This is a genomic window from Flavobacteriaceae bacterium GSB9 (assembly GCA_022749295.1).
Classification (GTDB): Bacteria; Bacteroidota; Bacteroidia; order Flavobacteriales; family Flavobacteriaceae; genus Flavisericum.
Map to the genome: position 1 here is coordinate 3540679 of CP062007.1, position 24178 is coordinate 3564856.

The window sequence follows — 24178 nt, forward strand, 5'->3', positions numbered from 1 at the left end:
GTTGTGCCAAATTTAACTAACTTAAATAAGCATTATATGAAAATTAAAATTGTACGTAGTTTACTGCTAAGTGTACTGTTTGTGGTTCAGTCGGTAGCGGCCTCGACCACAAAAAAAATTGACTCTGACGGATTGAGTTTCGATCAAAACCTTACCGTCAAAGGAACCATTAAAGACCAATCAGGAATGCCTCTCATCGGGGTAAATGTTATTGAAAAGAACACAAAGAATGGGGCTGTTTCAGATTTTGATGGAAATTTTGAACTAGAACTGAGCCAAACTTCGGCTACCCTGATTTTTTCAATTATAGGCTACCAAACAAAAGAAGTTCAAGTTAGCCAAGGCGAAAGCATAAACGTTGTTCTTTCTGAAGATGTTGAAAGCCTTGAAGCCGTTGTGGTGGTAGGGTACGGAACCACTAAGGTCAAAGATCTTACTGGAGCTGTAACACGTGTTGGCGAAAAGTCTTTTAATAAAGGGGTTAATGTTTCTCCAGATCAATTGATTCAAGGAAAAGTATCTGGAGTAGAAATCGTAAACAACAGCGGAATGCCTGGAGGCGAAGCTACAATTAAAATTAGAGGAATTTCGTCTGTAAGATCTGGTAGCCAACCACTTTTTGTTGTAGATGGTGTGCCTATTGACGGAAGAAATACTAAGCCAGATGTAAGTGCTGGAGAAATTGGTGCTACAAGCGGCTCTAACCCGTTAAACTTTATTAACCCTAATGATATTGCAACTATTGATATTTTAAAAGATGCCTCGGCAACAGCTATTTACGGGTCTAGAGGTGCTAACGGAGTGGTCATGATTACCACAAAAAAAGGAAAAGTTGGTGCTCCTAGTCTATCACTAGATTTAAATTCTGGAATTAGTTTTATGGCCAGAAAATTAGATATTATGAATGGCAATTCTTTTAGAAATGCTTTGGATAATAGAGGTATACCAGAGTATGATGGCGGGGAGTCTGTTGATGCTTTTGATGAGATTATGCGTACGGCCTTTACTAATCAAGTCAATCTTTCCATCTCAGGAGGATCAGAAAAAAGTAACTATAGGGTTTCTGCAGGATATTTAGACCAGCAAGGTATTATAAAAGAAAACGAACTTAAGAAATACACAGCAAACATCACTTCTAAATTTAAGTTTTTACCAGAAGATAGGTTGGTGTTGGATATCAGTTTAATAGCATCAAATACAGCGGAATCTGGTGCGCCAATTGCTGAAGACTCAAATATAAATGGTAGTTTAATCGGTAATGCTATAGAATGGAACCCAACCGTTCCGTTTAGATATCCCGATGGCAGTTTTGTACAGCGTGAGTATATAAACGGTGGAAGTACAGTTGCTGGTTTACCAACTAATCCATTAGCCTTAATCCAGTATTATAATGATAAAAGTTCAGTGAGCAATGTGTTGGGAAGTTTTGGAGCAACTTTAAATATTGTTGATGGATTAAGCTACAGATTTGGTTTAGGTGTTAATCATTCAAAAGGTAATCGACAAGTTGATATTTCAGGGAATTTATTTCTAAACACCATTACAGATTTAGGTCAAGCTGTAGTGAATACTTCAGAATTAACAAGTACGACTATTTCACACATTTTAAATTATTCCAAAGAGTTTGATAATTGGCATTTAGATGCTTTGGCTGGATACGAATTTCAAGATTATAAAAGTTACACCACAGGAATTTCAGCCACAGGTTTTACTATGTTTGATGTCTTGGGGACCGATATTTTACAAAATCCTGCCAGCGAAAATGTACGTGTAAGTTCTTTCAGAGATCCTGTGAACCAATTGCAGTCATTTTTAAGCCGTGTAAATTTTGGATTTAGAGATAGGTATTTATTAACCGCCACTTTCAGAGCTGATGGTTCTACCAAGTTTGGTGCCAACAATAAATATGGCTATTTCCCATCATTTGCAGGTGCTTGGGTGATGAGTGAAGAAGATTTCCTAAAAGATTCTAACACCATAGACAACTTAAAATTTAGAGTAGGTTGGGGTAAAACGGGTAATCAGGAATTTCCGGCTGGAGCATCAAAAGAGCGTTATGCTTTTGGAAACCAGTCTTTATCATTGGTTAATGTGGCCAATCCAGATTTAAAATGGGAAACCACTAAAAATTTAAATATCGGACTTGATTTTGAATTATTTAAATCTAAATTATCAGGTTCCATAGAATATTTCGACAAAATAACAACTGATTTGTTATTCCAATTGCCAACTATTCAGCCGGCTCCAGCTGCTCAATTTTGGACCAACTTACCTGCTAAAATCAAAAATAATGGAGTGGAGTTGATGCTAAATGGTGTTGTGGCACAAAACGATAAATTACACTGGGATGTTGGGGCTAACGTGACATTCTTGAACAATACGTTTGAAGATTACGGAGGTGAGCCTATTTTAACCGGACAAATTAACGGTAATGGTCTTGGAGGCGGTTCAAATTCACAACAGTTGGCTAACAACCAGCCATTATACGTATTTAAAATGCTAGAGTTTGAAGGTTTGGATGCTAATGGGGTTGCACAATACTCTGATGAGCAAGTTTATGCGGGAGACCCCAACGCCAATATGCTTTTAGGTTTGAATACCTCTATAGATTATGGAAAGTTTAGTTTTAATATGAGTTTAAATGGTGCTTTTGGGTTTCAGGTATATAACAATACCGCCAACGCACTTATCACCACATCTAATTTAGGATTGGGGAGAAACTCTTCTCCAGAAATAGGTTTAGGTAATGAAAGTATGGGCAATTCTAATGTGGTATCTACACGCTACCTGGAAAACGGCGATTTCATCCGTTTACAAAATGCTTCATTAGCCTATAACTTTGGAAGCTATGGCGACATTATTAAGAATCTTAGGGTATCACTAACTGGACAAAATCTGTTTTTGATTACCAATTACAGTGGATTTGATCCAGAAGTTAACACCGATAGAGGGGTGGGCGGTGTGCCTTCCTACGGTATTGAATATATCCCTTACCCGCCTTCAAGAAGTCTTATTTTAGGGCTTAATGTACAACTGTAAAAAAATAAAAAGATATGAAACTATTAAAAATATTATCATCAGTAGCCGCAGTAGCCGTGTTGGCTTCCTGTACCAATCTTGATGAGGACTTGTACTCAAACCTTCCAAGAGAAGAGGCTGAAACCTTTTTAACCGAAAATGCAGATTTTAGTGCTTTATTGGAAAAAGCTTATCGTAATTTCGACAGCCGGTTTATTCAGCATGCACAATCTGTATGGTTGTTGCAAGAAATTAGTGCTGACGCCGCAGTAGTGCCTTCAAGACCTTCGGGCTGGGATAATGGAGGTGTTTTTAGGGAAATACATCAACATACTTGGACACCTGAAAATGGGTATATTCAAACACTTTGGAGAAATTTAAACAGGGGAACATTTGATGCCACCAATATCTTGTCTTTTGCACCAAATGTCGAGATTGAGGCCGAAGCTCGTTTTTTGAGAGCCTATTTTATGTACACTGTGTTGGATTTATATGGGCAGGTGCCTTTTAGAGAACCAGGCGATAATTTGCTAGAGCCTTCAACCGTGCTAAAAGGACAGGAAGCAGTAGATTTTATTATTTCTGAGGTTGAGTGGGCCTTACCTAATTTACCAGCGACCGGCCCAGCCTATTTAGCGTCGCAAAATGCAGCTCGTGGACTTCTTGCTGTCTTGTACATTAATAGAGGGGTTTATGATAATAAGGCCAATCCACAATTCAGCAATGCTGATATGGATAAGGTTATTGAATATGTAGATGCCCTTCAAGGTCTTGAATTAGATTTTTATTGGGACAGTTTTGGACCTGATAATAACGAAGTATCTTCTGAGCTAGTGTTTACTATTGAAAGCCGAGGCGGAATATTAAATAATTCACTTTGGGTTTGGTGGAGTGCTATTTTTCCATCTGAAATACCATTGCCAACAGGTGGCGGTTGGAATGGTTATGCTTCAACTCCGGAAGTATATGATTTGTTTCAAGAAGGCGATGTCAGAATGTATTATGAGCATCCAATTACTCAAGAATATGGTTATAATGCAGGCTTTTTAACTGGTCAGCAATATAACGCAGACGGAACACCTATACCAGATGTTGTCTTCACTAAGGAAATACCAACGATAAACGGAGCATCTCTATGGAATGGTTACAGACCAGTGAAGTACATTCCAGATTATAATAATCCACGTTCAGCAGATAACGACTGGGTATTGTTAAGATATTCAAATATGTTATTATTAAAGGCTGAGGCATTGTTAAGAAAAGGAGAATCTGGAGCCTTGGATATTGTAAACGAACTTCGTGAAGCAAGAGACCTAGACCCATTAACTGAAATAAACCTCGATGTTTTACTAGATGTAAGAGGTCGTGAATTGTATTGGGAAGGGCATAGAAGACAAGACATGATTCGTTTTGGGAAATTCTTAGGTTCGTGGACATTGAAGGAGGCTTCAGATGCTAAGTATTTGGTTTATCCTATTCCGCCGGCCGATGTTTTAGCTAATTCAAATTTAGAGCAAAATGAAGGTTACTAGAAATTGAGTTTAGTATAATTAGTTTTATAAAAAGGTTTAGCTCTCGCTAAGCCTTTTTTTCTTTAAATCTTTTGTAGTAAAGTTGAAAAGTCAAATCCTTATATTAAGGTGTGAATTTAAATTTAGTACATACTATTTTTTTTTACATTAGTGTTTTCTAAAACATAAATAATTGAAAAACAAAACATCAATTCTCATTTGCTTTTTATTGGCTACGCTTTTTTTCAATTGCAGGAATATTAGCAAAAAATCTAATGACGAACTTTTAAAAGCTGCTTCCAATTTTATTGCACCAAAAGGAATGGTTTGGGTAGAGACCAAAACTTTTGTACAGGGAGCAAAAACAGGAGACCAATATGCCATGCCTAGAGAAAAACCTGCGCACCAAGTAACTGTCGATGGCTTTTTTATAGATGACACCGAGGTAACTAATAAACAATTTCAAGCTTTTGTAAATGCCACTAATTATATTACAGTTGCGGAAAGGCCTATAGTCTGGGAGGAGATGAAAAAAGATTTGCCTTTGGGCACACCAAAACCTCACGATTCTGTTTTGAAGCCAGGAAGTTTAATTTTTAACAGAAACGTAAACAAAATAGCCTCAATGGGTAATTATTCGCAATGGTGGACATGGAAAACCGGAGCTAACTGGAAACATCCACAGGGGCCAGATAGTTCTATTGAAGGAAAGGATGATTTTCCAGTCGTGCACATAGCTTATGAGGATGCATTGGCTTATTGTAAATGGGCCAACCGAAGATTGCCAACTGAGGCCGAATGGGAGTCTGCAGCACAAGGAAATCAATTAGATAAAATTTACACATGGGGAAACAATCCAGAAGTTTTAAATGAAAAGGCCAACACTTGGCAAGGTGTTTTTCCTGTCAAAAATGAACCAAAGGATGGATATCCATTTATCGCTCCTGTAAAATCATACGAACCCAATAGTATTGGAATTTATGATATGATGGGAAATGTTTGGGAACTAACAAACGATTTATTCAATGTAAACTACTATAAAGAGCTCGATACTTCAAAGCCAATTGTAAATCCAAAGGGAGCAAGTATTGGTTTCAGCCCTGATAACCCTTATCAGAAAGAGCATGTCATTAAAGGCGGGTCGTTTTTATGCAATGCGTCCTATTGTGCCAGTTTTAGAATATCGGCAAAAATGGGGACAAGCTTTGATTCAAGCTCAGACCATGTCGGTTTTAGAACAGTTGCCACCCCCGATATGTTAGAGAAATAGGTAATTGAATTGGTCAATACTAGTGCAAATTAGAATAAAAACTTCATTTTTTTAATGAGTCGAATAGCTGTTTTTAAAAGTATTACAAGTTCAAACTAGGTAATACAAACGATTTAGTATTTGGATGTAATCTTATCCATAATCCAGGGTTGGCATTCAATTGTTGTTCAGCTTCATCGTTGTTCGTACTCAATTCCGTATTCAGCACATTGGCATAAGTTTGAACTTTAGCCGGGGCCGAATCAGCATCAACGACAGACTGGACTATTTTTTTGGCTTGTAATATGGCAGCAGGTCCTAAGGTAAGAATGTATTTAGCCGATCTACACTCTTTTTCATCACTTTCATTCACAAGACTGCCACCAGCCTTGAACTTGCTAATGTGATGTTCCAAAATACTATTTGATATTGGTATTATTCCAGCAACATGATGACTTTTGGCTCCAGAAAATGGTTTTATATAGGCAAGATGGGATGCTTGGTTTTCTTCCGGACCATGACCAATGAAAAAAATATCCAATCCTCCCAGTTCATCTAATTTAGTTAGGTACTCTTTTAACGAAGACTCTAAATCTTCAGTGTCGGTGCGCATCGGGGTAAAGCTCTTAATCTTTTTAAAAAAATCGTCGCCTAAAATGCGCTCAAAATCCCTGACAAAACTAAAACCATTATCCATACTCATTGGCGCTAGGGCATCTTGAGTAAAAACATTTAGTCGAGCCAGTAGTTTGTCTTGTTCTTCAGTTTTAGCCAAGGCTCCAAGCAAACGGTGCAATTCTTGGGCACCTCTTCCACCAAGAAGTGCAATGTTAATGTCCCCCTCTTTCGACGCTGCAGTGCTGTATAGCTCATTTAACATGGCACGTCCAACTTCAGCTTCACTTTTAAGCACAGTAGGAGTAATACCGTGGTCAGTAAAACTAAATTCTTGATTATTATTTTGGGACAACCAAACATTGTTGTTGTTTTCCTGTCTTGTAAATGCCGAGTTATTAAACTTCATTATAATTATCTTTTTATTCTGGTTTTAATGATTGTTTGTTAATTGAGGAATTTATATTTAGATTGCAAAAGTATATCAATTGGGATAATAGAACAATAGTATTCTTGTTTCTTTGGATAAATAAGGAGAATTAGTAGGCAACCTCTAAATATTTTCCATAAACAAAAGATTTAGAGTGAACTAAACCTGTTTGTTTGGAATGATTACATTTTGTGGTGAATCAAGATTTTAACTCTAGACATCTAAGTTAAGAACTTAGCACAAACGTTTTTTTAAATGTATTTACTGGGGTTTACAAAGCACAATTTCTTATAATCGTGTTCACAAACGTGTTCAGGTTTGTGTTAACTTTATTTATTAAAATATTTTAGATTTTAAAAGTAATAATTTATTACAAAAAAAGCATGATTCGTTTTTTTAAGATTAGCTATTATTAAAGTTTTTCTGTATTATAAACTAAACTAAACTAAACTAAACAAAACAAAACAAAATAACATGGGCTTTAAAGCTTTTAAGAATAGAGATAGAAAAGGTACTATTATTTTTATTCATGGAAATTCGTCTTCTTCAAGAGTGTTTGATACCGTAATGACTTCAGATGATATTCCTTATTCAAAAATAGCCGTTGATTTGCCTGGGCATGGTGAAAACCAAGAAAATTATGATAAAATTGAAGATTTTACTCTATCTAGATTTATTGATAAATGTGTCGATTTTATTAACACCATAGATAATGAGATACTTCTTGTTGGTAATTCTTTAGGAGGCCATCTCATAATTGAAGCAGCTCAAAAGATTAATAATTTAAAAGGTGTCGTTATTTTTGGAACACCGCCTGTAAAATATCCTATAAATCTAGATGAGATCTATCTTCCTAACAAGGAGTTACAAATATATTTTACCGAAACCCCATCATTAGAAGACATTTATAAAATGTCTAAAATTGCTGTTTTTGAGGATAAATATGCTGATTTAATTGTATCCGATTTTCAAAAAACTAATCCTTTGGTAAGAGCTGCCATTGCAAGTAGTCTTGGAGATCTTACTGATGAATATGAAATTTTTAAAAATTTACAAGTTCCGAGATACATAATCGCTGGTCGTCAAGACCCAAGTGTTAACTTAGAATATTTAAAAGAAGTTCAAAAGTGTTGTAATGGTAAATGTGAGCTCATCATGTTTGAAAAATGTGGACATTACCCGAGTTTAGAAAAACCAGAAGAATTTATCAGTGTCATTCAAAACATTTCATCAGAAGTATTTACTTCTTCGTAAGAAAAGAATTAAATTATTCCAGCCCTAATACATTTTGTTATTAATGCGGTAGTACTATTACAACCAGATTTTTTTTAAATATTTCGTTTATGCGTATTTACTGTGCTTAAAGCAATGTTTATAGTATTTGCTATTTCTGTAGGCGTTTTACCTTTCGTCATTTCTAAAATTATTTCCTTTTCACGTTTAGTAAATTTGAATTGATTGACATTTTCCTTAAATGTATACGGCGGATCTGTCGTAACTGAAAAATAAGAGGTTCTGCTATCACTCAAAAATGAAATACTATGGTATATTGGTGTATTATAAGATGTTAGGTCTGTATGTACACATAAAACTTGCTGTACGCGTCCATCTTGTGAAACATTTACGGTTCTTGATTGATGCATAATAGTTTTATACCCACCATTCTTGTGCTTTAATCTGAATAAATAAACTACTTTATATAAAGGGATGTCTTCGGTAGGAATATGATTCATTAAAAAGTCGAAGCCTACTTTTTCTTTTTCGTGGTACTTTTCAAGATCTTCAGGGTGTAAAATTTTAAAGAAGTATTGTAAATTCATTTCTTCTGGTAGTATTCCTAAAACATTTTCAATATTACCTTTTAATATTTCAAAGGTTAAGTTGTTGAAATTAAAAATAAAGTAATAACAAGCGCCTGGAGAGAACACAGATGCAATTTGTTCTGCAACTTTTACAACATTGGTTTCAGAATTAGGAGACTTAATCCCATTTTTAGTATTCCAAACTTGTATAACCTCTTTTTAAGGTACTTTCATAATAATTAAGTTATATAAAACCTTCTTTAATACAAGTAGAAATTAAATCGGAGGTATTTTTGCAGTGAGACTTTTTCAAAATATTCTTTTTATGACAATTAACGGTTTGTATAGAAATAAATAATAATGTTGCAATTTGTTTAGTCGATTTTCCCTGTAAAATTAGGTTAACAACTTCCTTTTCGCGTTTGGTAAAAAGTTCTTTAAAACTGTTTTGTATTAATGTTAATTCAGTTTCTGTATCTAAAGCATAATAAGATGGGCATTCTTGACTTATAAAAGATATTTTATGGTCTATGACTGGGTTAAGATGAGTAATATCGTTATGCACACAAATGGTTTGAAATACCTTACCGTCTTCTGACACAGTAAAGGCTTTAGATTGATGTAAAATGGTTCGATAAGAGCCATCTGCATGCCTTAATCTCATAAGGTATACTGTTTTATATTTGGTAATATCTTCTTTTGGTATTTTATTCAATTTAAAGGAGAGCGAAGTACGTTCCTTTTGATGCATTTTGTCTAAATCATCCGGATGCATCAAGCTTAAGAATTTTTCTAAATTCATTTTCTCAGGACTTATACCTAAAACATCACAAACACCTTCACTTACATAATCTATATCTGCAATATCAAAATTCATAATGAGGTAATAAAAAGAGCTGTGAGAAAATAAACGCGCTAACTCATTCACTATTTGCTTTATATCTTGACGTTTTCCTGGAAGAAGAATTTTGTTTTGAGCTTTCCAAACGCTCATAACTTTATCAATGCCTTTTTTTTTTGTCATTTAAATAATTCCTTGCATTAAACATTGGCTAATAAGCTCTGAAGTACATTTGCACTTCGATTTTTTCATGATATTTTTTTTATGAGTGTTTACGGTATGAACTGATATACATAAAGTATCTGCAATATTTTTTGAAGTTTCGCCTAAGGCCATTTGATAAATAATTTCTTTTTCGCGCTTAGTTAATATACTATTTAATGTATTTGAGATTTTCTCTGGTGAATTTGAGGTGTTAATGGCAAGATAAGAAGGTAAATCTTGACTTATAAAAGATATTTGATGGTTAATAGGCATTTTTAAGTAGGTTACATCGGTATGGACATGAATGGATGTTTGTACAGCACCATCATTTGTAAGGTTTAAAACTTTGCTTTGGTGCAAAATAGTTTTATAACTGCCATCTCGATGTTTTAAACGCATTAAGTATGCTATTTTATAAGAAGGAATGTCTTTTGGTGCTATGTTTTGCTTTAAAAAAAGAGAAGCTGTTTTTTCTTTTTCCGCCATTCTGGCAAGGTCTTCAGGCTTCATTATAGCATTTAGTACATCTAAATTAAAACACTGTGGTTCTAACCCAAGTATGGTTTTAATTCCTCTATGTACATAGGCTATTTCTTGTGTTTTGTAATTAAGAATGTAATAATAATAAGGTCCAATAGCAAAAAGAGAAGCAATCTGGTCAATTAATTCTAATTGAACTTCTTTTTGTAATGGATTGACAAGATTTTGATTGTCCCAAATACTTAAAAGTTGATCTTCATTTTCGTAACCCATATCATTGGTTCTAAATACTCTTACTTTAAAAATAAGAAAAATCTATATATGACACTAGAAAATATCTGTTATATAACATTTTAAAAGGTTTAAATGCTTTTTTTTTTTGAACTATTGTTAACAACATCTGACTTGAATAGTATGTAACAATTCTTTTAAACGCAATATTTATCGATTAGTCGAATAAAAATACCTAAAAATAGGTATTGTATGGTACGAATAAGGATTCTAATTTTATAATGCTATTAATTAGTTCTTAGGGAGCATTTAAAATAGGTGCCCGTGTTTTATAGCATGGGTGCCATTTTAAAAACTTAAGATTAATTAAAAGCATCCCTTCTTAATTTTTAATAGCCAACCCTATCTACATTAATCTTACTTTTTGTTTTTACCATAGTTAATACTATGGACTAAGTATTGCTATTAACTAAAAACCAACCATTATGAAAACTTTTAAACTGGATTTGATTCATTGGAAATGGAAAAATCCGAACAGCATTATGTTGTTAAGTATTTTGTTCATGACAACATGCTATCAACTAAATTCCCAAACCTCACCAATAGAAACTCAGGAAATGAGATTAATAGGGGAATTGCCCGGACATGTTGATGTTAAATTCCGCGTTGTGAAATGTGATAATACTGATAAAAATCAAGTGTTTCTTTTTCTTCATAATGAAAGTGAAAAGTATGGAGCTCCCAATGATGTGACCTCTGGTTTTGAGATAGTAATACTTGACTATGAAAGCGGAAAATCTTTTACTAAAAATATTACTATTTCAACAACTGTAGGGCAGAAAATAACAGCTGATTGTGAAAAAGAAAGCTTATTAAAAATTGATTTGCCATTTTCTTACTCGCCTTCTAGTATAGCAGCTTATGTAAAAATACCTAATAACTAAAACACATTGTTATGAAAAAATATATACAACTATTTATTTGGTGTGTTGCGTTATTGGTTACACATATAAATCAAGCACAACAACCCACAGTGCCAGCGGGGTATAGCATAAATCAGCTTGCTCAGGGAGGTTTGCTCGCTAATCAGGAACTAAACGGAATTGTCGCTGATCCTGTTAACGGTGATGTTTATGTGGCAACTGTAGCTACAATCTCCACTTTTTCTAATTTTAATTTATACAAGATTTCTCCTTTTGGAGTTGTTTCGCTTTTAGGGAATTATCCATTTCAGGGATACAGTTTGGTTCAAATGAGATGGGGGCCAGATAATCAAATTTATACATTGAACGGATACAATGTCATGAAAATAAACCCTCAAAATGGAACAACTAGCATTTATTCAACTAATTCTCCAGTTCATAGTAGAAGTCGATATGATTTAGATTTTGACGCTAATGGAAATTTAATTGTGTCTAGAGAACCAATAACCACTTTTTATCGTATTACGCCGCCTTCGGGATCTGTTTTTTTAGGAAATACTGCCGGGTTAATAAATGGAAATCATGGAGATGCTTTTGGTATTCAACCGAATGGCAATATAGCTGTTTATGTAGATTGTGGGGGGCAAAATAATTACACATTAAATGCATCGGGGCATATTGATGGAACTCCATTTAATGTGGCATGGGTAAGCCCGACCAATGTGTTCAGTTCTTTGCTTACTGGTAGTTGCGCTTATAGCAATGGTGCTATTGATCCTGCAACTGGAGATATTTATAGTACTATTCTTAGAAAAAATGGAACCCGACAAAACAGGATTTTATATACAAATGCCAATGGAGGATCATCTACACTTTTCGTGGATAATGCCTCAGGTGTTACAGATTTGGCATTTGGTCCAAGCACAAATATAGCAGGTTGCCAAAGCTTATTCTTTCTTGACACAACGTTAAATGCAGTTTTTGAAGTACCTATGAATAATTGTTGCAATCTTACAAGTGTAACAGCAACAACCACCGATGCCAACTGTTCTGATACTGATGACGGCCGTGCAGAAATAACCATTAATTTTAGTGATAGCCCAGTAGCCATAGAAGGGAGTTTAGATGGCACCAATTGGATTTCCTTACCACTTCCACAATCTAACCCATTTGTTTTACCTATAGAAAACTTACAAGCAGGAAACTATACCGTAAAAGTTCGTGAAGTGGATAACCCAGATTGCGAAGAAAGTGTTGAGTTTACAGTAGACGTAAACCCCAACTCTGTGGATGCCGATGGTGATGGCTTTACCGTTTGCGATGGCGATTGCGATGATGGTGATCCTAATATTAATCCAGATGCCGAAGAAATCTGTGATGGTATCGATAACGATTGTGATGGCGAGGTTGATGAATCTGGCGGAGAACTGTGGTTTGCCGATAATGATGGTGACGGCTTTGGTGATGCCAACGACCCCGGAACGGCCAGCTGTTATCAATTGCCCAATACTGTTGAAAATAACGACGATTGTAACGATGGCAATAACGCCATTCACCCCTTTGCCGAAGAAGTGTGCGATGGTGTTGACAATAACTGCGATGGTACTACCGACGAAGGTTTCGATCAAGATGGTGATGGGGTAACATTATGCGCTGGTGATTGTGACGATACAAATGCTTCAATATATCCAGGGGCACCAGAAATAAGCTGTGATGGCGTGGATAACGATTGTAATCCGGCTACTCCGGATAACCAAAACCCGGTAACGGTTAATTTTGAAGTCACCGATGTCACTTATGGTCCAGTAACACCATTGGAATTTGGCGTTGATTTTATAGAGGGTACCGATTTTACCTTTGCCTCCTCAGGAAGTAACCCAGGGGAGCCTGGAGGAAAAACATATATATACACCAATTTAAGTCCAACTAATTATGGAGGCTTGTGGTTTACGTTCAACAATATTGAAAACCCACGGCATAGCAGCCAGCAACCAACAGGCTCTATGAGCTTTCATAGTTATGATGCAACAACTGGTGTGGCTACCTTTTACAGTACAGCACCATTAACTTGGACCAATCCAGCCAACGGCCAATTGCAAAGTATAAATACCCAGTTTAGATTTCAAGTGCAACCGGCAGGCGCTACGGGACCTTCGCCTATGGGTGCAGCTACGGTAGGTAGTATTCCAGCTAACATTGTTGATGGTGGTGAAGCTGGAGTACCCGGTTTGAGTTTAGATTATTCAACCTTAGATGTTAAACAACAAGGCGATTTTCAAGTGTGGTTTGCCTTCGAAGTACAAGGCACTAACGAACCTTTAACACAGTTTTACAACAATGCCAGTACACCACCAAATACCAGTTTCTTTACTTCGGTATATAGTAGTTTTTATAGTGCTGAGGATGTATGTAGTACCCCAGGTAATGAATTAACACTTACTGCTGTAGCAGATGCTAACAATGCTACGCCGTTTATTTATACGTTTAATGGAATTACAAATACTTCGGGAATATTTCCTGGTATTGCAGCAGGAACCTTTGATTATAGTGTACGTTCGGCTAATGATTGTATAACAACAGGAACCCATACTGTGGGAGCTCCAGATTTAGGCCTCTTAGTACCTATCCCAGATGTTGCCAACTTACCTGATGTAGAGGCCGAATGTGAAGTGAAGCAAATTACAGCGCCAACCGCAACCGATGCTTGTGGCGTACAATATGTTGGTGTTGCAGATATGGTATTGCCAATAACATCCCAAGGAATAACTGAAATAACCTGGACATATACATTTAACGGAGGTACTGTTACACAAACTCAAAATGTGATTATCAATGACGTTACACCTCCAACAATAGTTTGTACTCCTATGAATGTTGATAACGATGAAGGACTTTGTGAGGCTTATGTGGAGGTTGTACCTCCAAGTGTGAGCGATAATTGTAATATTGGATCGACAGCTTTGGATTTTGATGGAAGTAACGATTATATAAGCGTGTCTAATTACCCCCACTTGACTAATTTCACCTTAGAAGCTTGGGTGAATCCTACCTATATTCATTCTGAAGGTTATAGGTCTATTATAAGCAAGGGGTCTGTATTTGGAACTAACTATAACTTTGATTTTGGATTGCGTAATAATTGGAGAAATAATAAGTACACTTTATATTTCTATCTCCATAATGGAAGCTCTTTAGGAGGGTATGCTATAGAAATAGTTGATACGCCCAATACTTGGACACATGTTGCTGCAAGTTTTGATGATAATACAAATGAGGTTATCTTATATCAAAATGGCCAAGAATTAGGAAGGTCTATTTTGCCAGTTGGTCCTGGTAATGGCGTTTCAGAACTAAGATTAGGTCACCCATATAGTACAGCTGGACAAGGAGAACCTTATACAGGTCAAATTGATGAGGTACGTATTTGGAATCGCACCTTATCTGGTAACGAAATTTTAAGTGGTTATAATAAAATTTTAACAGGAAGTGAATCTGGGCTTAGTTCGTATTATAATTTTGAAGATGGTGTTGGTAGTACAACATTAGCTGATGGAACAACAAATAGTTACACTGGAACTCTAACCAATATGGATCCCGCTACCGATTGGGTCGCTTCTTCGGCATCAATTTCACCTGTTAGCTTAACCAATTCAATAACAGGAACTGGAGATGCTTCGGGAATTTTCCCTGTTGGGGAAACAGAAATTACCTGGACGGCTACCGATGCAAATGGTAATAACAACACTTGCATACAGACTATAACCGTAGAAGATAAGGAAGCACCTATAGCCATAGCACAAGATATTACTCTTGAGTTGGATGAAAATGGACAAGCTTTAATAACTGCCGAGCAAGTTAATAATGGCAGTACAGATAATTGTGAGATACAAAGTATATCTATTAATAAGAATAGTTTTTCATGTGAAGATATTGAAGCAGAAAGTAATAATTATGCATTAGATTTTGATGGTGTTGATGATTATGTTGACTTACCAAACCCAATAACTCTACCTGAACAATTCTCTATTGAAGCTATGGTAAAGATAAATTCTCAAACTGGTCAATTCCAGATTCTAAGTAATTGTGATGATCCTAATTCAAGTTGTGGAGGTGGAGATTATAAAGGTATTTGGTTTAGAGTTATCAATGGAGCAATAAATATTACCACTTCACCATCTGCTATACAAACAAGAGGTATTATCTATACAGCAACAACACAATTGAATATTAATGAATGGTATCATGTTGCAGCAGTAGTAAACACATCGTCAAATTCTGCTAAAATTTATTATAATGGTGTAGAACAATCAACAACCAATCAATTATTTGGTTCAGGAGGCTTTTCAAGTTCCCATACACCTTATATAGGAGCACAATATGCTAACTATGATTCAGCAATATCCAGTTTTTTTAACGGACAATTAGATGATATAAGAGTGTGGAATTATGTAATAACACCAGCTGACATTCAAAACAGAATGAATATTGGTTTATTAGGAAACGAAACCGGTTTAATAGCTTATTATAATCTCAATGAGGGTGAAAATATAGTTGCTCAAGATAAGTCTATTAATGTAAATAACGGGACCTTAACAAACATGGATCCCTCATCCGATTGGGTTACTGGTGTTCCTGGATTAGGGAATGCTGGTTCTCAGGTAACCTTAACTGTTAACGACATTCATGGTAACTCATCAACTGCAACTGCAAATATTATAGTTGAAGATAATTTGGCACCTGAAGTTGTTGGTCAAAATATAGAAGTCACTTTAACGGCAAGTGGTACGGTTAGTATTATATCTGATGATGTTTTAGTGAGTGGTTCAGACAATTGTGGACCTGTAACTTATAGCATAAGCCAAGATACTTTTGGCGCTCAAGATGCCTTAAATAGCCCTGTTACCATTGAATTAATTGGAACCGATCCAAGTGGTAATGAAACTAGTGTGCCAGTTGAGGTAACGGTTATTGATCCCGTACCAAATGCCCTATGTCAATCTATTACAGTGTATTTAGATGAAAATGGAACAGTAAGCATTGCACCTGAAGATATAGATGCTGGTTCTAATTCGGTAGTAGGTATAGGTAGTTTAAGTTTAGATAATGATACTTTTACTTGTGAGAATATTGGTGAGAATACAGTAGTCCTTACCGTGACAAGTACTTTAGGGGCACAAGCAAGCTGTGAGGCTATGGTAACGGTTAAAGACGAGGCACCTCCTATAGTATTAACCAAAAATATCGATGTATATCTGGATGCCAACGGTGCGGCGAGCATCGTACCGACGGATGTTGACGATGGCTCAACGGACAACTGCAGTATTGCAGATTATGCTTTGGATATTGATAGCTTTGATTGTTCGGATATTGCCAACAACCCCATTGTGGTGACCTTAACGGTAACCGATGTTAACGGCAACAGCGACAGTGCGACGGCGAACGTGACGGTGCACGACGATGTAAAACCCATAGTGGTTACCCAGGACATCGACGTCTACCTGGACGCCAATGGTCAGGCCGGTATCGTTCCCTTGGATGTGGACGATGGTTCCACGGATAATTGCGGCATAGCGGGCTACGCCCTGGACATCGACAGCTTCGGTTGCGGTGACATAGCGAACAATCCAATCGTGGTAACCTTAACGGTAATCGATGTCAATGGCAACAGCGACAGTGCTCCGGCCAATGTAACGGTGCATGACGATGTGAAACCAACAGTCATTACGAAAAACATCGATGTGTATCTGGATGCTAACGGAGCGGCGAACATCGTTCCGACCGACGCAGACGATGGTTCAACAGACAACTGTAGTATTGCGAGCTATGCCTTGGATATTGATAGTTTTGATTGTTCGGATATTGCCAACAACCCCATTGTGGTGACCTTGACGGTAACCGATGTGAATGGCAACAGCGACAGTGCTCTGGCCAATGTAACGGTACACGATGATGTGAAACCAACAGTCATTACGAAAAACATCGATGTGTATCTAGATGCCAATGGTCAGGCGGGTATCGTACCTACAGACGTAGATGATGGTTCAATAGACAATTGTGGCATTGCGAGCTATGCTTTGGATATCGATAGTTTTGATTGTGCTGATATCACCAATAATCCGATTGTGGTGACCCTAATGGTAACGGATGTGAATGGCAATAGCGACAGTGCTCCGGCCAACGTAACTGTTCACGATAATATTTTGCCTATAGCCCTTACCCAAGATATTATAGTGCAATTGGATAATAATGGACTTGGTATAGCAACTCCTGAGGCTGTAGATAATGGCAGTAAAGATAATTGTGGTATTCAGAACCTATCACTGAGTCAAACACAATTTGATTGTAATTCAATTGGAGCTAATGAGGTGGAATTAACGGTAACTGATGTCAACGGAAATATTGCAACCGAAAATGCTATTATTACGGTAGAAGATAATGTGGCTCCAAATACCTTATGTATTTCCAGTGGTGGTGGAGTTGTTAAAGCAGCCTATGTGCGCGCACAGGCGCGAGAGCCCTGGTTTTCCAATACAAATCCAGAGCATATGGATGCGGTTTTTGGGGCAGGCAATTGGGATTTATTGTTTTATGAAACAGTAAATCCAAATACATTGTTAAATGGAGATTACAATTTCATTTACATGGAAGGAGGAGATAGTAATGCCTTAGAAATGAAAACATTCGTGGATGCTAATATCACAACTATGGAACAATATGTTTCTGATGGAAATGTTTTGTTCTTGAATGCAGCTCCAAATGAAGGAGGTAATATGAATTGGGGATTTGGAGGGGTTGTCTTAAAATATCCAAATTATATTTCTACTGTTAAGGTTGTTGATAATCACCCGGTTCTATCAAACCCCACTGTAGTGGGACAAAACTACAGTGGTAACTTTTTTTCCCATTCTATAATTTGTCCAGCGACTTTAAGTGCCTCTTTAATTATTCATGATGCCAATGATTTAAGTAGACATACTCTGGTAGAGGCCAGTTACGGACAGGGCCACGTATTATTCGGAGGAATGACAACAACAAATTTTCACAGCCCTCAGCCAGATGCGACAAATCTTAGAAGAAATATTCTTTATTATGCATCTGGTAAAATAAATACAAATTTAGTTGTGCAATTGCCTGCATCGGGAGTTCTAAATATTGGCCCAGATTTAATAGACGCTGGTTCTACGGATGCTTGTGGGATATTAAAACGAGAGGTGTTTCCGAGTGAATTGAGTTGCTCTGATGTTGGAGAAAAGGAAATTACTTTAGTTGTTACAGATGTAAATGGAAATTCTTCGTCTTGTAACTCTACAATTAGTGTTATAGACAATATACCTCCTATAGCTCTTTGTAAGAATGCCACTGTGCAGTTGGATGCTCTCGGCTTGGGCAGTATCACCACAGCGGATATCGACAACGGCAGTAACGATGCCTGCGGCATCAAAAACCTGACCTTGGATACGACTGATTTTACCTGTGCCGACATTGGGGACAATATGGTTACCCTTACAGTTGAGGACAACAATGGGAACACATCGACCTGTACGGCTACGGTCACGGTAATCGACAACATTAAGCCCATAGTTATGACCCAAAATATTGATGTGTATCTAGATGCCAATGGTCAGGCGAGTATCGTACCGACCGATGTGGATGATGGTTCAACGGACAACTGCGTCATTGCGAGCTATGCTTTGGATATTGATAGCTTTGATTGTTCGGATATTGCCAACAACCCCATTGTGGTGACCTTGACGGTAACCGATGTGAATGGCAACAGCGATAGTGCTCCGGCCAATGTAACGGTACACGACGAAGTGAAACCAACAGTTATTACGAAAAACATCGATGTATATCTTGATGCCAACGGTGTGGCGAGCATCGTACCGACGGATGTTGACGATGGCTCAACGGACAACTGCGCCCTTGCAGATTATGCTCTGGATATTGATAGCTTTAGTTGTTCGGATATTGCCAACAACCCCATTGTGATCACCTTAACGGTAACGGATGTGAATGGCAATAGCGACAGTGCTCCGGCCAATGTAACGGTGCACGACGAAGTGAAACCAACAGTTATTACGAAAAACATCGATGTGTATTTGGATGCCAACGGTGTGGCGAGCATCGTACCGACGGATGTTGACGATGGCTCAACGGACAACTGCGGTATTGCAGATTATGCTTTGGATATTGATAGCTTTGATTGTTCTGATATTGCCAACAACCCGATTGTGGTGACTTTAACGGTAACCGATGTCAATGGCAACAGCGACAGTGCTCCGGCGAACGTTACGGTGCATGACGATGTGAAACCAATAGTCATTACGAAAAACATAGATGTATATCTGGATGCCAACGGTGCGGCGAGCATCGTTCCGACGGATGTTGACGATGGCTCAACGGACAACTGCAGCATTGCGGATTATGCTTTGGATATTGATAGCTTTGATTGTTCGGATATTGCCAACAACCCCATTGTGGTGACCTTGACGGTAACCGATTTCAATGGCAACAGCGATAGCAAAACGGCGAATGTAACGGTGCACGATGATGTAAAACCTATTATTACATGCGTTTTAAATCAAGAACGTTATGTTGATCCATACCAAACATATTACACCATTGACGGAACAGAATTTAACGCAACGGCTAACGATAATTGCGGCATTAATACAATCACTTATGTTGGAGGATCTCCAAGCACCTATGGAACTACTATGGATGGAGTGCAATTAGATTTGGGAAGTAATGTCATGACTTGGACAGCACTTGATGTTAACGGGAACTCTTCAACTTGTACGACTACTGTGTTAGTTAAAAAACGTCCTACCACCTTAATATATACAGGAGACTTGGATGAGCAATATTCAGACAGTGTAGATTTATCTGCTACATTAACAGATGATGTTTCCAATATAGGTGTAGCAGGAAAAACAATAAAGTTTATTATTGGTAGTCAAAGCACTACAGCTACCACGAATGCTAATGGTATTGCTTCGACAACCTTAATATTAACACAAAATCCTGACAACATTTATACGGTTGAAACCGAATTTTTAGAAGATGCCAGTTATTTAGGCAGTACTGATTCTGATGCTTTTGATATAACACAAGAGAATTCTAATGTTAATTATATAGGGAATGAGATAACAGCAACTCAGAGTACTACTAATTTAACTGCAATTTTAGATTTAAGAGTCTCGATACAGGATATATTGGACGCTCATAGGGGTGATATCCAAAATGCAACAGTGTCGTTTGTGTTGGATGGAACAATAATTATGGCAGCAACACCAATTAGTCAGTTGGTAGATTCTCATACAGGTATTATTTCTATGGCTCATACTGTTGAGTTGTCTAAACAAAGTACATCCGAAACCTATACCTTAGAAATATTGGTAGATGGATATTATATTGGGTCAGACCAAACAGTAATCACAGTATATGTGCCAGAAGGGGACTTTATAACTGGTGGTGGACACATCATTCCAACGTCATCAGCAGGAACCTATCCTTCCACTCTAGGAACCAAAACAAACTTTGGTTTTAATGTGAAGTTTAATAAGAGAGGAACCAAACTTCAAGGGAAATTAAATTTTATATGGAGAAGTGGTGGAAGAGTTTATCAAGCAAAATCAAATGCAACGGACGCATTGGGAATAGATATTCAAAGTGAAGATTTGATGTATGCTGTGTTTACCTCTAAATGTAATTATAGGGATATAACCGACCCTCTCAATCCAATTTCTTTGGGAGGAAATAAAATCATGCACGTTAAGATGACCGATAAAGGGGAGCCAGGTGATAATGATGAAATAAGCTTTGCTCTCTGGGATGGAAATGAATTATTGTATGCTAGTAATTGGACTGGTGTTAATACAATTAAGCAAGTTCTAAATGGTGGAAATTTGGTGGTTCATAGCGGATTTAGTTTAGGTGATGCCAGTGGAGGAATAGCTAAGCAAGAAACCGTTGAACTTTTAGATAACGAAGAGTTTACAATTGAAGGCATAGTTGTGAAGTCTTGGCCTAATCCTTCTGATGCTCATTTTAATTTAAAAGTAAATTCTAGTAACCTTATTGATAATGTCCAAATTAATGTTTTTGATGTTACAAATAAATTAGTTCATGTAGGGTCTCTTCTTATTAATGAAACCTATTATTTTGGAGAAGATTTAGAAGCAGGAACCTACGTGGTTTGGTTAAAACAAGGCGATAAAGTTCAACAAGTGAGATTGGTTAAGTATTAGAGTTTAAATTTTAAAAAGAAAAGCCAAGTAATTATTGGTAGTATCGCACAAAGTGTGTAAAGTATAAAATATCGAGGGTTCCTGCTCTCGATATTTTTTTGTTTAATTTTAAAATTTACACACTTATGAAGAAAGAAGATTTTCTAAACGACGATTTTTTAAAACAGTTCAAAACAGGAGACGAACTGACCTCTTTTCTAAAATCCATCTACCGAGAATAACGCTATTCTAAAGTTTATATTTTTCCTAAATTCATGAAACTAATAAGTTACAGATGTGTTTTCACATGGCTAAACTTAAATAAGTAAAAGATTTAGAGCATATATATAGCATTAAAATTAGCGATTTAAATTAGAAAAAATACTTTGGAACCCAGATAATCATTTAAATGGTTTTTTGTATCCTTATGTACTTATAATGTCATAAATTGACTTAAATAACAGATTTTAGAGAGGAATTTATAAGTAATAAACTATTGACGGCGCTTAAGCCGGTTTTCATTTGTTTTTATATCGAAGTTAAAAACATCAGGTCTCGAATAATGTCCAACGACATCAAACATGCGTTTTGCTTTAATAATGTCTTGAAGATTGATATTTGCATATAATATGCCTTCTTCTGCTTCTAGTGGTCCAGCAATAACTTTACCATTTGGTGTAATTATAGAACTATTACCAACATTAATCCATTCTCTTCCTTCAGGGTAAAGTTTTTTAAATTCATACTCATCAGGAATATCATTCATATTTAAAGCCATACAAGTGCTAATAACAAACAATCCGCCTTCCCTTGCAATATGCTGCATGGTTTGAAGCCAGTTGGGGCTTTTATCCCAAGTTGGTGAAACTAATATTTGAGTTCCAAATTCATAAATGGCATTTCTTGCCAATGGCATAAAATTTTCCCAACAGATTAAACCAGCTATTATCCCTGCGGAAGTGTTATAAGAACATAGTGTACTACCGTTTCCTTGAGACCATACCAGACGTTCTCCGCCCGTTGGTATTAACTTTCTATGTTTGCCTAGAATTATGCCTTTGTCATCAATAAAAAGTAAGCTATTAAATAAACTTGCATTACTAGTTTCAATATTACGTTCATGCATACCGATAACAACATTTATTCCAGTTTTTTTGGCTGCTTCACAAAGTTTTTTGGTAGAATCATCTGGTACAGAAATGGCATTTTCAACAAGTTTTAAGTAAAGCTCATTTAAATCAGCTCCTTTACTATTAGGAATAAGCCATACCCAATCTGGGTAACCAGAAATAAAGGCCTCAGGGAACACGATTAATTTAGCGCCGTTTTCACCAGCTTCTAAAATCGCTTTACAAGCCTTTTCAATTGTTTTTTCTTTGTCTAAGAAAACGGGGGAAAGTTGTGCTGCTGCTACCTTTATTGTTTTACTCATTTTATTTGTTTTTAATTAGCTAAAACGGTTAGTATAAGTGGTCGTTTTATGCCCATTGTAAAGTGATAGTAAAAGGTTTACTTGATAGCGATAATGGCACTAGAAGGCCCAACTAGTGGTATTACCCTCGTTTGATCAAACCCTGCTTCTTTTGCCCATTGATTAAAGTCCGAGGCTGTAAAATCAAATCCTTGATCTGTTTCGATAGCCATATTTAGTGACATCAATAATCCAAATGCATTCTTATTTCTTTGATCATCAATAATATTTTCAATTACAATTAGAGCGCCACCATCCGGTAAGGCATTGTAAGCTTTTTTTATTAACATTATTTTGTCTTCATAGCCCCAGTCATGAAGAATATTACCCATTGTGAGTATATCTGCTTGTGGCAATTCATCTATAAAAAAATCGCCTGAACGAACCTCTATTCTGTCACTTAATCCGAAAGCTTCCACATTTTTCTTTGCAATTGGACTGACGGGATCAAGATCAAAAGAGATGCATTTCATATGGCTGTGATTTTTTGCGATATGTATCGAAAGATTAGCACCTGAGCCTCCAATATCACATAGGGTATTATATTTCGAAAAATCAAAATCATGCGCTAGCTTCATAAAGTTACCAGCTTGAACTCCTCCCATGCCGTGTATGAATTCCCTTAACCTATCTTCATGTGCATAAATAGCTTCAAATACTGGCTTGCCTCCATTTTTAGTCTCATTTTGTGGTTTGCCAGTTTTTAGACACGTTTCCAAGTCATTCCAAAAAGGATATAACCTATTGTTAGACATTTCTAAAATACCTCCAATGTAGCTTGGCTTATTTTTGTCTAAAAACAAGTCTGAATCGTCCGAATTACTATATAAAGCGTTCTCTTTTAATCCAGAACGGTGCAAAAATCCCAACGCCACTAAAGTGTCAAGAAAATCAAATAAGGATCTTTCATTTAACCCTAATTTGTTTTTAATTGCTTTACCTGATAATGATCCGTTGGCAAGATGAGTAAACAGCTCCATATTAACGGCTGTAAGTAAAGTTTTTGACGCCCAAAATCCCATCCCAATTTGCATTATTTTAGAAGGGTTAATTTGATTTTCATTTTTAGTGTCCATAATTGCGTTGTTTTGTTTAATATAGATTAATTAATTCTGGCTAACGGACTTGGATATGAAAATAGGGACTTTACTATTAACTTTTTTTAATTATACTG

The 24178-nt window shown here is 36.6% G+C and carries 12 protein-coding genes; 6 read left to right on the top strand and 6 right to left on the bottom strand.

Translation table 11 applies throughout. The annotated features are described in order from the left end of the window. The first annotated feature begins 36 nt into the window (after window positions 1–36). The 3 genes from GSB9_03119 to GSB9_03121 all read left to right on the top strand — a co-directional run bounded on the left by GSB9_03119 (window position 37) and on the right by GSB9_03121 (window position 5799). Entirely contained in the window at window positions 37–3039 is a 3003-nt protein-coding gene (locus GSB9_03119) for a TonB-dependent receptor (GenBank protein UKM66529.1), read from the top strand. 14 nt (window positions 3040–3053) lie between these two features. Beyond that, the gene (locus GSB9_03120; GenBank protein ID UKM66530.1) at window positions 3054–4550 is read left to right on the top strand and encodes a RagB/SusD family nutrient uptake outer membrane protein; all 1497 of its coding nucleotides are present in this window, start codon (window positions 3054–3056) and stop codon (window positions 4548–4550) included. A gap of 172 nt (window positions 4551–4722) precedes the next feature. Beyond that, entirely contained in the window at window positions 4723–5799 is a 1077-nt protein-coding gene (locus GSB9_03121) for a formylglycine-generating enzyme family protein (protein UKM66531.1), read from the top strand. An 82-nt stretch (window positions 5800–5881) separates the two neighbouring features. On the opposite strand, the gene GSB9_03122 is transcribed toward GSB9_03121, so the two are convergent. Then, complete coding sequence (locus tag GSB9_03122) at window positions 5882–6802, bottom strand: hypothetical protein (GenBank protein UKM66532.1); 921 nt, start codon at window positions 6800–6802, stop codon at window positions 5882–5884. A 495-nt stretch (window positions 6803–7297) separates the two neighbouring features. Here GSB9_03122 and GSB9_03123 point away from each other — a divergent pair, with 495 nt between their 5' ends. Then, window positions 7298–8077 (top strand): alpha/beta hydrolase, encoded by a 780-nt coding sequence (locus GSB9_03123; protein ID UKM66533.1) that lies wholly within the window; start codon window positions 7298–7300, stop codon window positions 8075–8077. Window positions 8078–8151: 74 nt separating this feature from the next. Here GSB9_03123 and GSB9_03124 read toward each other — a convergent pair whose 3' ends face one another. The 3 genes from GSB9_03124 to GSB9_03126 form a co-directional block, all read right to left on the bottom strand. Next, entirely contained in the window at window positions 8152–8751 is a 600-nt protein-coding gene (locus tag GSB9_03124; GenBank protein ID UKM66534.1) for a LuxR C-terminal-related transcriptional regulator, read from the bottom strand. 118 nt (window positions 8752–8869) lie between these two features. Next, window positions 8870–9649 (bottom strand): LuxR C-terminal-related transcriptional regulator, encoded by a 780-nt coding sequence (locus tag GSB9_03125; GenBank protein ID UKM66535.1) that lies wholly within the window; start codon window positions 9647–9649, stop codon window positions 8870–8872. Further along, window positions 9650–10423: a LuxR C-terminal-related transcriptional regulator gene (locus GSB9_03126; GenBank protein ID UKM66536.1), complete on the bottom strand. Its 774-nt coding sequence runs from the start codon at window positions 10421–10423 to the stop codon at window positions 9650–9652. A gap of 443 nt (window positions 10424–10866) precedes the next feature. On the opposite strand from GSB9_03126, the gene GSB9_03127 reads away from it, so the two are divergent. Both GSB9_03127 and GSB9_03128 read left to right on the top strand, forming a co-directional pair. Next, the gene (locus tag GSB9_03127; protein ID UKM66537.1) at window positions 10867–11325 is read left to right on the top strand and encodes a hypothetical protein; all 459 of its coding nucleotides are present in this window, start codon (window positions 10867–10869) and stop codon (window positions 11323–11325) included. An 11-nt stretch (window positions 11326–11336) separates the two neighbouring features. Then, window positions 11337–21554, top strand: coding sequence for an HYR domain-containing protein (locus GSB9_03128; protein ID UKM66538.1), 10218 nt, complete (start codon window positions 11337–11339; stop codon window positions 21552–21554). A gap of 472 nt (window positions 21555–22026) precedes the next feature. On the opposite strand, the gene GSB9_03130 is transcribed toward GSB9_03128, so the two are convergent. Together GSB9_03130 and GSB9_03131 are read right to left on the bottom strand one after the other, a co-directional pair. Beyond that, entirely contained in the window at window positions 22027–22965 is a 939-nt protein-coding gene (locus GSB9_03130; protein ID UKM66540.1) for a carbon-nitrogen hydrolase family protein, read from the bottom strand. 77 nt (window positions 22966–23042) lie between these two features. Further along, window positions 23043–24080 carry an acetylserotonin O-methyltransferase gene (locus GSB9_03131; GenBank protein UKM66541.1) on the bottom strand — a complete coding sequence of 346 codons (1038 nt, stop codon included), beginning with the start codon at window positions 24078–24080 and terminating at the stop codon, window positions 23043–23045. Window positions 24081–24178 lie beyond the last annotated feature (98 nt).

Excerpts from the sequence above, each read along its gene's own strand:
- GSB9_03119 (UKM66529.1), top strand. The coding sequence starts at position 37 with ATGAAAATTAAAATTGTACGTAGTTTACTGCTAAGTGTACTGTTTGTG.
- GSB9_03120 (UKM66530.1), top strand. The coding sequence starts at position 3,054 with ATGAAACTATTAAAAATATTATCATCAGTAGCCGCAGTAGCCGTGTTG.
- GSB9_03122 (UKM66532.1), bottom strand. The coding sequence starts at position 6,802 with ATGAAGTTTAATAACTCGGCATTTACAAGACAGGAAAACAACAACAAT.
- GSB9_03123 (UKM66533.1), top strand. The coding sequence starts at position 7,298 with ATGGGCTTTAAAGCTTTTAAGAATAGAGATAGAAAAGGTACTATTATT.
- GSB9_03125 (UKM66535.1), bottom strand. The coding sequence starts at position 9,649 with ATGACAAAAAAAAAAGGCATTGATAAAGTTATGAGCGTTTGGAAAGCT.
- GSB9_03126 (UKM66536.1), bottom strand. The coding sequence starts at position 10,423 with ATGGGTTACGAAAATGAAGATCAACTTTTAAGTATTTGGGACAATCAA.
- GSB9_03127 (UKM66537.1), top strand. The coding sequence starts at position 10,867 with ATGAAAACTTTTAAACTGGATTTGATTCATTGGAAATGGAAAAATCCG.
- GSB9_03128 (UKM66538.1), top strand. The coding sequence starts at position 11,337 with ATGAAAAAATATATACAACTATTTATTTGGTGTGTTGCGTTATTGGTT.
- GSB9_03130 (UKM66540.1), bottom strand. The coding sequence starts at position 22,965 with ATGAGTAAAACAATAAAGGTAGCAGCAGCACAACTTTCCCCCGTTTTC.
- GSB9_03131 (UKM66541.1), bottom strand. The coding sequence starts at position 24,080 with ATGGACACTAAAAATGAAAATCAAATTAACCCTTCTAAAATAATGCAA.